The sequence below is a fragment of the Actinokineospora diospyrosa genome (genome assembly GCF_024171925.1).
Classification (GTDB): Bacteria; Actinomycetota; Actinomycetes; order Mycobacteriales; family Pseudonocardiaceae; genus Actinokineospora; species Actinokineospora diospyrosa.
Genome location: NZ_JAMTCO010000007.1, coordinates 116,295 through 129,842 on the forward strand (window position 1 = coordinate 116,295; position 13,548 = coordinate 129,842).

Annotated in this window: 11 protein-coding genes and 2 tRNA genes; 12 read left to right on the plus strand and 1 reads right to left on the minus strand. The window is 69.4% G+C overall.

Going from position 1 to position 13,548, the window contains the following annotated elements; genetic code table 11:
• Window positions 1-530 precede the first annotated feature (530 nt).
• From dnaN to LV75_RS14395, 11 genes are all read left to right on the plus strand, one after another.
• The gene (dnaN, locus tag LV75_RS14345; RefSeq protein ID WP_253887387.1) at window positions 531-1,661 is read left to right on the plus strand and encodes a DNA polymerase III subunit beta; all 1,131 of its coding nucleotides are present in this window, start codon (window positions 531-533) and stop codon (window positions 1,659-1,661) included.
• Between the two features lie 30 nt (window positions 1,662-1,691).
• Complete coding sequence (gnd, locus tag LV75_RS14350) at window positions 1,692-2,603, plus strand: phosphogluconate dehydrogenase (NAD(+)-dependent, decarboxylating) (RefSeq protein WP_308210951.1); 912 nt, start codon at window positions 1,692-1,694, stop codon at window positions 2,601-2,603.
• Window positions 2,603-3,760 (plus strand): DNA replication/repair protein RecF, encoded by a 1,158-nt coding sequence (gene recF / locus LV75_RS14355; RefSeq protein WP_253887388.1) that lies wholly within the window; start codon window positions 2,603-2,605, stop codon window positions 3,758-3,760. Before gnd ends, recF begins: the two co-directional genes overlap by 1 nt.
• 220 nt (window positions 3,761-3,980) lie before the next feature.
• Window positions 3,981-4,517: a DciA family protein gene (locus LV75_RS14360; protein WP_253887389.1), complete on the plus strand. Its 537-nt coding sequence runs from the start codon at window positions 3,981-3,983 to the stop codon at window positions 4,515-4,517.
• Between the two features lie 228 nt (window positions 4,518-4,745).
• Window positions 4,746-6,722, plus strand: coding sequence for a DNA topoisomerase (ATP-hydrolyzing) subunit B (gyrB, locus tag LV75_RS14365; protein ID WP_253887390.1), 1,977 nt, complete (start codon window positions 4,746-4,748; stop codon window positions 6,720-6,722).
• A 53-nt stretch (window positions 6,723-6,775) separates the two neighbouring features.
• Window positions 6,776-9,415 (plus strand): DNA gyrase subunit A, encoded by a 2,640-nt coding sequence (gene gyrA, locus LV75_RS14370; RefSeq protein ID WP_253887391.1) that lies wholly within the window; start codon window positions 6,776-6,778, stop codon window positions 9,413-9,415.
• 96 nt (window positions 9,416-9,511) lie between these two features.
• Window positions 9,512-10,252: a DUF3566 domain-containing protein gene (locus tag LV75_RS35500; RefSeq protein WP_372504183.1), complete on the plus strand. Its 741-nt coding sequence runs from the start codon at window positions 9,512-9,514 to the stop codon at window positions 10,250-10,252.
• Between the two features lie 58 nt (window positions 10,253-10,310).
• A tRNA-Ile gene (locus LV75_RS14380) sits at window positions 10,311-10,384 on the plus strand.
• A 443-nt stretch (window positions 10,385-10,827) separates the two neighbouring features.
• On the plus strand, window positions 10,828-10,965 hold the full coding sequence (locus tag LV75_RS14385; protein WP_143073738.1) for a DLW-39 family protein: 138 nt from the start codon (window positions 10,828-10,830) through the stop codon (window positions 10,963-10,965).
• A 33-nt stretch (window positions 10,966-10,998) separates the two neighbouring features.
• Window positions 10,999-11,071, plus strand: a tRNA-Ala gene (locus LV75_RS14390).
• Window positions 11,072-11,214: 143 nt separating this feature from the next.
• Entirely contained in the window at window positions 11,215-11,646 is a 432-nt protein-coding gene (locus LV75_RS14395) for an OsmC family peroxiredoxin (protein ID WP_253887393.1), read from the plus strand.
• A gap of 78 nt (window positions 11,647-11,724) precedes the next feature.
• Here the strand turns inward: LV75_RS14395 and LV75_RS14400 are convergent, their stop codons facing one another.
• On the minus strand, window positions 11,725-12,162 hold the full coding sequence (locus LV75_RS14400) for a DoxX family protein (protein ID WP_253887394.1): 438 nt from the start codon (window positions 12,160-12,162) through the stop codon (window positions 11,725-11,727).
• Between the two features lie 143 nt (window positions 12,163-12,305).
• Between LV75_RS14400 and LV75_RS14405 the strand changes: the two genes are divergently transcribed.
• Complete coding sequence (locus LV75_RS14405; RefSeq protein ID WP_253887395.1) at window positions 12,306-12,848, plus strand: DUF2020 domain-containing protein; 543 nt, start codon at window positions 12,306-12,308, stop codon at window positions 12,846-12,848.
• Window positions 12,849-13,548 lie beyond the last annotated feature (700 nt).

A 13,548-nucleotide genomic window follows, 5' to 3' on the forward strand; every position in this document is an offset into this window, starting at 1 on the left:
CACACCCCCAGAAAGGTCACGAACGGGCGAACCCGGGTGGTCTGCGTCACCGGAAACGGTGGACAACCCTGTGTACAACCCTGTGGGCAGCCGCGCGGCCGCCTGGGGGCTACTCGACCCACATCTGGGGATGGTTCTGTGGACAACTCGGCCGATCTGTGGACCAAACGGGTGAGCCGGAAAACCATCCACCGGTGCCCCGATCTGTCCACCGATCCATCCCCCTGGTTCTCCACAGGGCGCCACACCGTGTGACCTGCGCGGACCACGGTCATCCACACAATCCACAACGCTTACTACTACTGCTGTTTTTCTTCTCTTCCAGATGAACAAAAAAGAAGAAACAGGGGATGGCCGAAGTTGGGGACACCTCGCCCCGGTCGTCGTGCCGGAGCGGCCCGGAGCGGGCTGCCCCGGATGACGGGGCGTCGGAACACGCTCTACGGTTGGGCCCTACAGCGTGGACAGCTCGACGGCACGGCCTGGCACGACACGAGTGCGGCACGGCGTCGGGCCTGGAAAGGACTCCCATGAAGATCCGCGTCGAGCGCGACGGCCTGGCCGACGCCGTCGCCTGGGTCGCGCGCAGCCTCCCGTCCCGGCCCCCTGTTCCCGTCCTCGGCGGGGTGTTGCTGGACGCGGGCGCCGCGGAAGACTCCGACGGACTCACCGTGTCCGGGTTCGACTACGAGGTGTCGGCCACGGTCAAGGTCCCGGCCACGGTCGCCGACGGCGGCCGGACCCTGGTGTCGGGCAAGCTCCTCGCCGACATCACCAAGTCGTTGCCCGCCCAGCCGGTCGAGATCTCGGTCGACGGCTCCCGGGTCGCGATCACCTGCGGTAGCGCGAAGTTCAGCCTCCCGACCATGCCGGTCGACGACTACCCCGCCCTCCCGGCCATGCCCCAGCACGCGGGCGAACTCCAGGGCGAGGTCTTCGGCCAGGCGGTCAGCCAGGTCGCGGTCGCGGCGGGCAAGGACGACACGCTCCCGATGCTCACCGGTGTCCGGGTGGAGATCACGGGGGAGAAGCTGACCCTCGTCGCCACCGACCGGTTCCGCCTGGCGATGCGCGAGTTCGAGTGGAAGCCCTCCGGCGACGTGGAGGACGCGGCGGTGCTGGTGCCCGCGCGGACCCTCGCCGAGGCGGCCAAGGCGCTGGGCAGCTCCGGGCGCACGGTCGAGTTGGCGCTGTCGCCCGGCGACGGGCTGCTGGGCCTGTCGGGTTCCGGTCGGCGCACGACCAGTCGGTTGCTCGACGCGGAGTTCCCGCGCTACCGCCAGCTGCTGCCGAGCGAGCAGACGTCGAACGCCGTGATCAACGTGCCGCCGCTCGTCGAGGCGATCAAGCGCGTGTCGCTGGTCGCCGAGCGCGGCACCCAGGTCCGGCTGGAGTTCGCCGACGGCGTGCTGCGGTTGTCCGCGGGCGGCGACGACGAGGGGAGCGCCGAGGAGGAGCTGGCCGTCGAGTTCACCGGCGACCCGGTCACCATCGCGTTCAACCCGGGCTACCTGCAGGACGGGCTCGCCGCGCTGCACAACGACCGCGCCGAGCTTTCGTTCACCACACCGAACCGCCCGGCGCTGATCAAGCCGGTCGGCGATGATGGCGTCATCCCCGGGTACCTCTACCTGCTCATGCCGGTCCGGCTCCCGGGCTGATCGCGAGAAGCCACAGCGAGAGGAAGAACCGTGCAGCTCGGACTCGTCGGCCTGGGCAAGATGGGCTTCAACATGCGCGAGCGGTTGCGCGCGGCCGATCACGACGTGGTGGGTTACGACCGCAACGCGCAGGTCAGCGACAGCTCGTCGCTGGCGGACCTGGTCGGCAAGCTCGCCGCGCCCAGGGTCGTGTGGGTGATGGTGCCCGCGGGGGAACCGACCAGGCAGACGGTGGCCGAGCTCGGCGAGGTGCTCGACGAGGGCGATCTGGTCATCGACGGCGGCAACTCCCGCTACACCGATGACAAGGTCAACGCGGACCTGTTGGCGCAGAAGGGGATCGGCTACCTCGACGTCGGCGTGTCCGGCGGGGTCTGGGGCCGGGAGAACGGCTACGGCCTGATGGTCGGCGGCGACCAGGAGCACGTGCAGCGGGCGCTGCCGATCTTCGACGCGCTGCGGCCGGAGGGCCCGCGCGAGGAGGGCTTCGCGCACGCGGGCAAGGTCGGCGCCGGTCACTACGCGAAGATGGTGCACAACGGCATCGAGTACGGCCTGATGCAGGCGTACGCCGAGGGCTTCGAGCTGCTCGACGCGGCCGACGAGGTCACCGATGTTCCGGGGGTGCTCAAGGCGTGGACCCGCGGCACGGTCGTCCGGTCCTGGCTGCTCGACCTGCTGGTCAAGGCGCTGGAAGAGGACCCGGGCCTGTCGGGGATCAGCGGGTACGTCGAGGACTCCGGCGAGGGCAGGTGGACGGTCGAGGAAGCGATCAACCACTCGGTGCCCGCCCCGGTCATCTCGGCGGCGCTGTTCGCGCGGTTCGCCTCCCGGCAGGCCGACTCGCCCGCGATGAAGGCGGTGGCGGCGCTGCGCAACCAGTTCGGTGGGCACGCGGTGCACAAGGCAGGACCCACGTCCGGGTCGGGCGACGTGAGCTAGTGCGGGTCCGGCACTTACAGGTCAGCGACTTCCGGTCCTGGCAGCAGGCCGACCTGGAGTTCGACGCGGGCCCGTCGGTGCTGGTCGGCGCCAACGGGCAGGGCAAGACCAACCTGGTCGAGGCCATCGGGTACGTCGCCACCCTTGGCTCGCACCGGGTGGCGGCCGACCAGCCGCTGGTCCGGCACGGGTGCTCGCGGGCGATCGTGCGCACCGCGGTGATCAACGACGGCCGGGAGCTGACGGTCGAGCTGGAGATCACCCCGGGCAAGGCGAACCGGGCGCGGATCAACCGCGGCCCGGTGCCCCGCACGCGCGACGTGCTCGGGATCCTGCGCACTGTGTTGTTCGCGCCGGAGGACCTGGCCCTCGTGCGCGGCGACCCGGGTGAGCGGCGCGGGTTCCTCGACGACCTATTAGTACTGCGCGCACCGAGGTACGCCGGTGTCCGCGCCGACTACGACAAGGTGCTGCGGCAGCGCAACGCCCTGTTGAAGAGTGCGGCGACCAACCGGCGCGCGCGGCGGTCCGACCCGGACGCGGTGTCGACCCTCGACGTGTGGGACAACCACCTCGCCGCGCACGGCGCGCAGTTGCTGGCCGCCCGGCTCGACCTGGTCGCGGACCTCGCGCCCCGGGTGGCCGCGGCCTACGCGGGGGTCGCACCCGAGTCCCGGCCGGCGCAGGTCGCGTACCGCTCGCAGATCGAGGACACGCTGCCCACGGGCTACGGCAAGCCGGGCGGAGAGCGTGCCGACATCGAGGTGGTGACCGACGCGCTGCTCGCGCGGATGGCACTGCGCAGGGACGCGGAGCTTGAGCGGGGGGTTAGCCTCGTCGGTCCGCAGCGCGATGAGCTGGACCTGGTGCTCGGCGAGGCCCCCGCGAAGGGGTACGCCAGCCACGGTGAGTCTTGGTCGTTCGCGCTCGCGTTGCGGCTAGCGTCCTACGAGTTGCTCAAGGACGAGGGCAGCGAGCCGGTGCTCGTGCTCGACGACGTGTTCGCCGAGCTGGACCGGCGCAGGCGGCAGCGACTCGCCGATGTGGCGGTCGGGGCCGAGCAGGTCTTGGTGACGGCCGCGGTGGAGGAAGATGTGCCCGGCGAGTTGGTCGGTGCCCGGTACGCGGTGGCCGACGGGGAGGTGCGGCGTGTCTGACGACCTGTTCGGTGGTGCGTTCGAGCCGCCCACGCCGCCGCGCGCACAACGGCGACAGCCGGTTACCAAGCGTGGCGTTGCTGCCCCCACATCTGGGGATAAACCTGTGGATAGTGTGGATAACACCGTCACTGTGCGGCCATCTGGGGTATCCGGAGCAGGGAAACGCCAAAGTTCATCCACACCAGGGGGTGGACAACCCCAAGATCCATCCACAGGGGTGACGCAGGGTGAGGTCGCAGGCGGTCAGCCGCCGCCGCGGGGCTCAGATCTTGCCAGAGCCGCCCTGGCCGCCGCCCGGCAGGCCGCGCAGAGCAAGCCGAAGCGCCGCTTTGTTCCACGTGGAACAGCGGGGGCCGGATCGCGCAAGCGCCGCAGGTGGTCCGGTTCGGGCGCGGACGAGCGGGACCCGCAACCGCTGGGCAGGCTCGCCTCGCGGATCGCGATGGAACGCGGGTGGCAGGGCAACCTGGCGAACGGGCAGGTTTTCGACCGGTGGGCCACACTGGTCGGGGCGGAGGTCGCCGAGCACGCCAAGCCCGTCGCGCTCAAAGACGGTGAGCTGACCGTGCAGGCCGACTCCACCGCGTGGGCCACCCAGCTGCGGTTGCTGCAGCGCCAACTGCTCGCGGGCATCGCCGCCTCGGTCGGTCGCGACGTGGTCACCCGGCTGAAAGTGCAGGGCCCCTCCGCACCCAGTTGGCGGTACGGACCCCGGCACGTCCCCGGCCGTGGACCACGAGACACCTACGGCTGAACCTCGCGGGTCGAGACAGCCGCACCGGCGTCCGGACCCGTGCCAGTTGTCAAACCGGTCTCTGTGACGGAACCAGGGGTGTCCTTGACCCGGTTCTGCGCGACCGCACCAGTACTATGTTGGGAGGGTGCGCGCGGGCGGTCCCGAGAGCGCGACCGAGCCGGGTCGCCTGCTCCGACCCGCGCGCCGCCCCGCAGTCGTTCCGACGCACGAGGAGACACCGGGCACGTGGCAGCTGACAAGCAGGAGAACTCGTACGGCGCCGGTTCCATCGGGGTGCTCAAGGGCCTCGAAGCGGTCCGGCTGCGTCCGGGCATGTACATCGGCTCCACCGGCGAACGCGGTCTGCACCACCTGATCTGGGAGGTCGTGGACAACTCGGTCGACGAGGCGATGGCGGGCCACGCGACCAAGGTCGAGGTCACCCTGCTCGCCGACGGCGGGGTGCGCGTCGACGACGACGGCCGCGGCATCCCGGTCGAGGAGCACCCCGAGGAGAAGCGGTCCGCGCTCGAGGTCGTGATGACCGTGCTGCACGCGGGCGGCAAGTTCGACAGCGACAGCTACGCGGTCTCCGGCGGTCTGCACGGCGTCGGCATCTCCGTGGTCAACGCGCTGTCCACCAAGCTGACGGCGGTCATCAAGCGCGAGGGCTACGTCTGGAGCCAGACCTACGGCGACTCCAAGCCGCTCGGCCCGGTCGAGCGCGGCGCCGAGACCCGCGAGCTGGGCACGTCGATCACCTTCTGGGCGGACCCGGCGATCTTCGAGACCACCACGTACAACGCCGAGACGGTCGCGCGCCGGTTGCAGGAGATGGCCTTCCTCAACAAGGGCCTCACCATCGTGCTGCGCGACGAGCGGGTGTCCGACGCCGAGACCGAGGCCGACGTCGACGGCCAGGCCGCGCGGGTCAAGGAGCGCACCTACCACTACCCGGGTGGGCTCGAGGACTTCGTCAAGCACATCAACCACAGCCGCGAGGCGATCCACAAGAAGGTCATCGCGTTCGAGGCCAAGGGCACCGGCATCGAGGTCGAGGTCGCGATGCAGTGGAACACCGGCTACAGCGAGTCGGTGTACACCTTCGCCAACACGATCAACACCCCCGAGGGCGGCACCCACGAGGAGGGCTTCCGCGCCGCGCTGACCCGGGTGGTCAACGTGTACGCGCGGGAGAAGAAGCTGCTCAAGGAGAAGGACGCGAACCTCTCCGGCGACGACGTGCGCGAGGGCCTCGCCGCGATCGTGTCGGTGAAGCTGGCCGAGCCGCAGTTCGAGGGCCAGACCAAGCAGAAGCTGGGCAACACCGAGGCCAAGACGTTCGTGCAGCAGACCTGCAACGAGTGGTTGGCCGACTGGTTCGAGCGCAACCCGGCGGACGCGAAGGTGATCGTCACCAAGTCGGTGTCCTCGGCGCAGGCGCGGATGGCCGCCCGCAAGGCGCGCGAACTGGTGCGGCGCAAGGGCGCGCTCGACATCGGCGGGCTGCCCGGCAAGTTGAAGGACTGCCGCTCGACCAACCCGGAGGAGTGCGAGCTCTACATCGTCGAGGGCGACTCGGCGGGTGGCTCGGCCAAGGAGGGGCGCGACTCGCTGTTCCAGGCGATCCTGCCGATCCGGGGCAAGATCATCAACGTGGAGAAGGCCCGGATCGACCGGGTGCTGAAGAACACCGAGGTGCAGAGCCTCATCACCGCGCTGGGCACCGGCATCCAAGAGGACTTCGACGTCGCCAAGCTGCGGTACCACAAGATCGTGCTGATGGCCGACGCCGACGTCGACGGCCAGCACATCCGGACCCTGCTGCTGACGCTGGTGTTCCGGTTCATGCGCGGCCTGATCGAGCACGGCCACGTGTACCTGGCCCAGCCCCCGCTGTACAAGATCAAGTGGCAGCGCACCGAACCCGAGTACGCCTACTCCGACCGCGAGCGCGACGGCATGCTCGAGGCCGGGTTCAGCTCCGGCAAGAAGATCAACAAGGATGACGGCATCCAGCGCTACAAGGGTCTCGGCGAGATGAACGCCGAGGAACTGTGGGAGACCACCATGGACCCGGCCAACCGGGTGCTGCTGCGGGTCACCCTCGACGACGCCGCCCAGGCCGACGAGCTGTTCAGCGTGCTCATGGGCGAGGACGTCGAGGCCCGCCGCTCGTTCATCACCCGCAACGCCAAGGACGTCCGCTTCCTGGACGTGTAGCCGGGGCCCAGCCCCCGCGTCGCACACCCCCCGCTTGAAAGGAACGTCCGGTCGTGACCGAAACCCTGCCGCCGCCTGGCGACCGCATCGAGCCGGTCGACATCCAGCAGGAGATGCAGAACTCCTACATCGCCTACGCGATGAGCGTCATCGTCAGCCGCGCCCTCCCGGACGTGCGCGATGGCCTCAAGCCGGTCCACCGGCGCGTGCTCTACTCGATGTTCGACACCGGTCTGCGCCCCGACCGCAGCTACGTCAAGTGCTCCCGAGTCGTCGGCGACGTCATGGGCAACTACCACCCCCACGGCGACTCCTCGATCTACGACACCCTGGTGCGCCTGGCCCAGCCGTGGTCCATGCGGTACCCCCTCGTTGACGGACAAGGAAACTTCGGCAGCCCGGGCAACGATCCGGCTGCCGCGATGCGCTACACCGAGTCGCGCCTTACGCCGCTGGCGATGGAGATGCTGCGCGACATCGGTGAGGACACCGTTGATTTCGCGCCGAACTACGACGGTAAGACCGAAGAGCCGACGATCCTGCCGTCGCGGATTCCGAACCTGCTTGTCAACGGCGGCAGCGGTATCGCCGTCGGTATGGCTACCAATATCCCCCCGCACAACCTGCGCGAGGTGGCCGACGGTGTCGTGTGGGCGCTGGAGAACCCCGACGCGAACGACGACGAGCTGCTTGCCGCGCTGTTGCTGCGGATCAAGGGGCCGGACTTCCCGACCAAGGCGCTGATCCTTGGTACGCAAGGGATCGAGGACGCCTACCGCACCGGCCGCGGGTCGATCCGGATGCGCTCGGTGGTGGAGGTCGAGGAGGACGCCAAGGGGCGCACCATCCTCGTGGTCACCGAACTGCCGTACCAGGTCAACCCGGACAACCTGATCGAGAACATGGCGCAGCTGGTGCGCGACGGGAAGCTCACCGGGATCTCCGAGATCGCCGACGAGTCGAACTCGCGCTCGGGCATGCGGATCGTCGTCGGGCTCAAGCGCGACGCCGTGGCGAAGGTCGTGCTGAACAACCTCTACAAGCACACCCAGCTGCAGCACAACTTCGGCGTCAACATGCTCGCCCTGGTCGACCAGGTGCCCAGGACGCTGCGCCTGGACCAGATCATCCGGCACTACGTGAAGCACCAGGTCGAGGTCATCGTCCGGCGCACCCGTTACCGGCTGCGCAAGGCCCAGGAGCGCGCGCACATCCTGCGCGGTTACGCCAAGGCCCTGGACATGCTCGACGAGGTCATCGCCCTGATCCGCCGCTCGCCCTCGGCCGACGAGGCCAAGACCGGGCTGATCACGCTGCTCGACGTCGACGAGATCCAGGCGACCGCGATCCTCGAGCTGCAGCTGCGCAGGCTCGCCGCCCTGGAGCGCCAGCGGATCATCGACGAGCTCGGTGAGATCGAGCGCTACATCGCCGAGCTCGAGGCGATCCTGGCCAGCGACGAGCAGCAGCGGCACATCATCCGCGACGAGCTGATGGAGATCGTCGACAAGCACGGCGACGACCGGCGCACCCGGATCATCCCGTTCGACGGCGAGGTGTCGGTCGAGGACCTGATCGCGGTCGAGGACGTGGTCGTCACGATCACCCGCACCGGCTACGCCAAGCGCACCAAGACCGACCTGTACCGGGCGCAGAAGCGCGGCGGCAAGGGTGTGCAGGGCGCGGCGCTCAAGCAGGACGACATCGTGGCGCACTTCTTCGTGTGCTCGACGCACGACTGGATCCTGTTCTTCACCAACAAGGGCCGGGTCTACCGCGCCAAGGCCTACGAACTGCCGGAGGCCAACCGCGCCGCCCGCGGCCAGCACGTGGCGAACCTGCTCGCGTTCCAGCCGGACGAGGAGATCGCGCAGGTCATCCAGATCAAGGACTACACCGCCGCGCCGTACCTGGTGCTCGCCACCCGCGACGGCCTGGTGAAGAAGTCCAAGCTGGCCGACTTCGACAGCAACCGCGCGGGCGGTCTGATCGGTATCAACCTGCGTGAGGACGACGAACTGGTCGGCGCGGTGCTCTGCTCCGCCGACGACGACCTGCTGCTGGTGTCCGCGGGCGGGCAGTCCATCCGCTTCCACGCCAGCGACGACGCGCTGCGGCCGATGGGCCGGGCCACCTCCGGTGTGCAGGGCATGCGGTTCAACTCCGGCGACGAACTGCTGACCATCGGGGTGGTGAAGGAGGGCACATTCGTCTTGGTCGCGACCGACGGTGGGTACGCCAAGCGCACCCCGATCGAGGACTACTCGGTTCAGGGGCGCGGCGGGAAGGGCGTGCTCACCATCCAGCACGACTCCCGGCGTGGCAGGCTGGTGGGAGCGGTCATCGTGGAGCTGGAGGACCAGCTCTACGCGATCACCTCCTCCGGCGGCGTCATCCGCACCACCGCGAAGGAGGTGCGCAAGGCGGGTCGGCAGACCAAGGGCGTCCGGTTGATGAACCTGGGCGAAGGGACCACCCTGGTCGCCATCGCCCGTAGCGCCGAGGTGGCCGCCGAGGACGTCGACGCGATCACCGAGGACGGTGTGGTCGTCGAGGGTGCGGTTGACGACGGTGCTGTCGACGATGGTGTTGTCGAGGACGGTGGCGCCACCGAGGGGGATGTCGTCGGTACCGCGGAGGAGACCGTGGCGCCGGAGGCGGACTCGACCGACACCGCTGAGCAAGCCGAGTAGAAGACAAGAACGCGCGAGACCTAGGGGAAGCCGCTCGTGACACAGCCCGAGAAGCCGGACACCACCGGACACGAAGAACCGGAACGGACTTCGGTCATCGCCACGACGAGCAAGGACTCGCCAACGGAGACACCGGAAACCCAGGACGGTGGCGCGGTCGAGGAGAACGAGACCACGCCGCCGCCCTGGGCCCGGCTCGCCCAGGAAGAGGAGCCCGAGGCACCGGCGTTCCCCGCCCCGGAGGCCGACCCCGACGTCACCCAGGCGGTGCCGCACCCCGGCAACGGCCACGCCCCGGCCTTCCAGCCCCCGGACGAGGCCACGATCTCCGTCCCGCGCCCGGTCGTCACCGGCGCGGCCGCCCCCCGCCTGTTCACCGACCCGCCGCCGCGCACCTCGGTCAACCTCGACAGCGGTGCCAGGGCCACCCCCGGCAGCACCCCGCCGCCGAGCGCCCTGCGCCGCCCTGGCCGCGGCCCGCGCCGCGCCAACCTGCAGATCAAGCGCTTCGACCCCTGGTCGGTGCTCAAGCTGAGCCTCGTCCTCGGCGTCTCCCTGTTCTTCGTCTGGCTGGTCGCCGTCGGCGCCCTCTACGCCGCCCTCGACGGCATGGGCGTCTGGGACAAGGTCAACGGCATCTCCAACGACCTGCTCAACAGCAGCGGCGGCAACACCGGCCCGCTGATCAGCGCGGGCCGCGTCTTCGGCATCGCCGCGATCATCGGCGCGATCAACATCGTCCTGTTCAGCGCCCTCGCGACGGTGGGTGCGTTCGTCTACAACGTGTCGGCCGACTTGGCGGGTGGACTTGAGGTCACCCTCGCCGAGCGTGAGTAGGGGGATACCGATTTGGGGCCCAGAAGCCACGTGTTGTAACCTTCTGGCGTTCCCACAGGGGCCTATAGCTCAGGCGGTTAGAGCGCTTCACTGATAATGAAGAGGTCGGAGGTTCAAGTCCTCCTAGGCCCACGGACGGACTCGGGCGACTTGTGTCTGCGAAGAGAGCAGACCGGGTCGTCCGTTGTCGTATCTGGGGGGCGACCCCCCAGACCCCCACGGTGCGGGGGTGGGGAAGGTGTGGAGCGGTGGAGTTCGCGGAGCTTGCGTAGCGGACGGAACTGCGGGAACACCTGGGGGGCTCGCGCTGGAGGTGCGGAGCGGCGGGGTCCGCGGGGCAGGCGTAGCGGACGGAACTGCGGGAGCGGCCTGGATGGGTCGCTGGGGGTCGGGGCTGGCGCGGGGGTGCGGCCGGGATCTGGCGGGGAACCACATGTGGGGGTGGTGGGGGAGGGGTTTTCGGGGCGGGGTGTGGGTCTTGGTGGGGGACGGGGGTGTGGCAGACTGGTTGGGTCGGTCCTGGGGAGAGAGGGCTGGCGGAAGTTGGGTTCTGGTGCCTTAAGGAGGCATACGTCGTGAAGAAGCTCCTCGCGCTCGCCGCGGTCGCTGGTGGTGTCCTCCTGGTCATCAAGCGCAAGAGCTCGGCCAAGGCCGAAGCTGCGCTGTGGCGTGAGGCCACCGCCCCCGCGAACAACGGTGCGAAGAAGGCCTGACGCCTTCTGGCACGGCGAGCCGCCGTGCCGCCAGGGGACGTAGCTCAATTGGCAGAGCACCGCCTTTGCAAGGCGGGGGTTAGGGGTTCGATTCCCCTCGTCTCCACGATCTCGTGGTTCACCGAACGCCCAGGTCAGCGTGCATCCCCGCTGCCTGGGCGTTTTCGCGTCCGGACACCCGTGGCCCTGCGTGCGGAGGAGTTGAGGAGTACGACTTAGGCGTACTGCCTCTTACCTAGGAGCGGGTGTATGACTGATCGTAAGGCGACGACGGTGTGGAGCGGGGACATTGCCCGGGGGACGGGCGAGGTCACGCTGGACACGTCGAACGCGGCGAGCTTCACGGTGTCGTTCCCGTCGCGGGCGCAGGAGGCCAACGGGCAGACCAGCCCGGAGGAGTTGATCGCGGCCGCGCACTCGTCCTGCTACTCGATGCAGCTCTCGGGGCTGCTGGGGGCCAACGGAACACCGCCGGAGCGGATCGAGACCAACGCGGTCGTCAGCTTCGGCAAGCGCGGTGACGGGTTCGCGATCTTGGGCATCGCGTTGACCGCGCGGGCGAGCGTGCCGGGCCTCGACGCGGAGAAGTTCGCGGAGATCGCGGACACGGCCAAGCGGATCTGCCCGGTCTCGGCCGCCCTCACCGGTACCGAGATCACCCTCGACGCCGCCCTGGCGTAGCCGCGGCGGCGGGGCGGGGACCAGCTGTCCCCGCCCCGCCAGTCGGCAACCCTGGTGTCCGGCCCAGGTTGACGACTCTCAGGCCGCGGCGGCTTCGCTGTGCTGCGAGTCGCTGCGGCGCGAACGGCTGAACAGCTCGTCGATGGCCCACTTGCCGGGCCCGAAGACGGCGATCAGCAGGAACGACCACGCGAACAGGGCGGGGATCTCGCCACCGTTCTCGATCGGGAACAGCGCGTTCCCCTGGTGCACGGTGAAGTACGCGTAGGCCATCGAACCGGAGCACAGCAGCGCCGCGTACCGGGTGCCGAGACCCAGCACGACGAGGGTGCCACCGACCAGCTGGATCGCCGCGGCCCACCAGCTCGGCCACGCGGCGAACTCGGGGACCTTGCCGCCGCGCGGTCCGGTGAGCACGTCGAACAGGGTGGCCGCACCGTGCAGGGCGAAGATGAAGCCGATGACGATCCGGAACAGGGCTAGTACGTGGTCCCTTGTTCTGTCGAACAGGTCCATGCCTGGCTCTCTTTCATTCGGAACAACAGGGTGGTCATCCATCCGTGGCCGAGGCCACACTGTCTGTAATGCCCCTGACGGTCATCCGGTTCAATGAGTGGCCGGGACCACACTTAGCGCGATCTGGTTGACTTGCCCCCGCTATGAGAAGAGCCCTGATCGTCGCCGCGCCCCTGCTCGCCCTCGCGGCGTGCGCCACCACTGAGCCGCAGGTCCAGCCGCCCGCGACCACCACCCCGCCGTCATCCGCGGCGCCCGCGCCAGCCACCAAACCCGGCGTCCCGCCCGCCCCGGAGCCGGTCGCCGACGGACCCTGCCCCTACCTGGAGAGCTCGGTCGTGGCCGACGCGAACGGCCAGCACGTGACCAAGGTGCGCACCTCCGCCGACAAGCCCCACCCGGCGTGCTTTTTCTACCGCCCCGACGGCAGCGTCCAGCTCACCGCCCGCATCTACACCGGCGACCCCGCCACCGCCAAGCTCCTGGTCGACGAAGCGGCCCCGGTCGCCACCTCCAACCCCGCCTCAACCCCCGCAGGCTGGACCGGCGGCTCCCTCTCCACCCCCAAGGGCGCCATCTACGCCGTCGCCAAATCAGGCACGGCCGTCGTCGTGAGCACCAACCAAGAACAAACCATCAAAGCCCGCCGCATCACCGAAGCCGTCATCACCAACCTCGGCCTCTAACCCCCGCCGCCCTCCCCGCGCGCGCCCGCGACGAGTGGCGCCCAGCCTCCACCCTCTCCGGGGGGCGTCCCCGATGCCAGTCTACCGGGTGTCAACCCTGCGGAGGGGGCTGGCGGAAATCTGTGGACGGCCGGGTGGGTTGTGGATAACACGCGACCTGGGGAAACGGCAGCGGAGGGCTGAGCTTCACCTGGTTGAGGCGTCGATGGTGGTCGTTCTGGCGAGGGTGATGAGCGGGCAGCTCGCCGAGACCGAGCCCCGCAGGTGGAGGAGGCGTTTCGTCCGAGGTGTTGGAGATTGCGGCCCGGGGCGAGGCGAACATCAGCGAGTTCGAGGGGCGCGCTGCTCTAGAGGCCAGGCTCGGTTCGAGCGGGGTCTGATCAGCCCGAGTTCGATCCCGCGCGAAAAGGCGGCCCGGACCTGATCACGGCAGCGCCCTCGGTGCGATCGGCGCCGTCACGCTGCACCAAACTCCGCGGCCGAGGACCGGCAGGGCAGGCACCCCAACCAGCTTCCGTTGCGGAGGCCCTCCCCGCGTACCCCAGCCCCCACCACACCACGGGGGGCGTCCCCGGTGCCAGTCTATCCGGTGTGGGCCCCGCAGAGGGGGTGGCGGAAATCTGTGGATGGCCGAGGGGGTTGTGGATAGAGCGAATCCGCAGGTCGGCGGTGTGCAGCGCGGGAATGTCAGCCGATCGGG

Excerpts from the sequence above, each read along its gene's own strand:
- LV75_RS14395 (WP_253887393.1), top strand. The coding sequence starts at position 11,215 with ATGACTGATCGTAAGGCGACGACGGTGTGGAGCGGGGACATTGCCCGG.
- LV75_RS14400 (WP_253887394.1), bottom strand. The coding sequence starts at position 12,162 with ATGGACCTGTTCGACAGAACAAGGGACCACGTACTAGCCCTGTTCCGG.
- dnaN (WP_253887387.1), top strand. The coding sequence starts at position 531 with ATGAAGATCCGCGTCGAGCGCGACGGCCTGGCCGACGCCGTCGCCTGG.
- LV75_RS14405 (WP_253887395.1), top strand. The coding sequence starts at position 12,306 with ATGAGAAGAGCCCTGATCGTCGCCGCGCCCCTGCTCGCCCTCGCGGCG.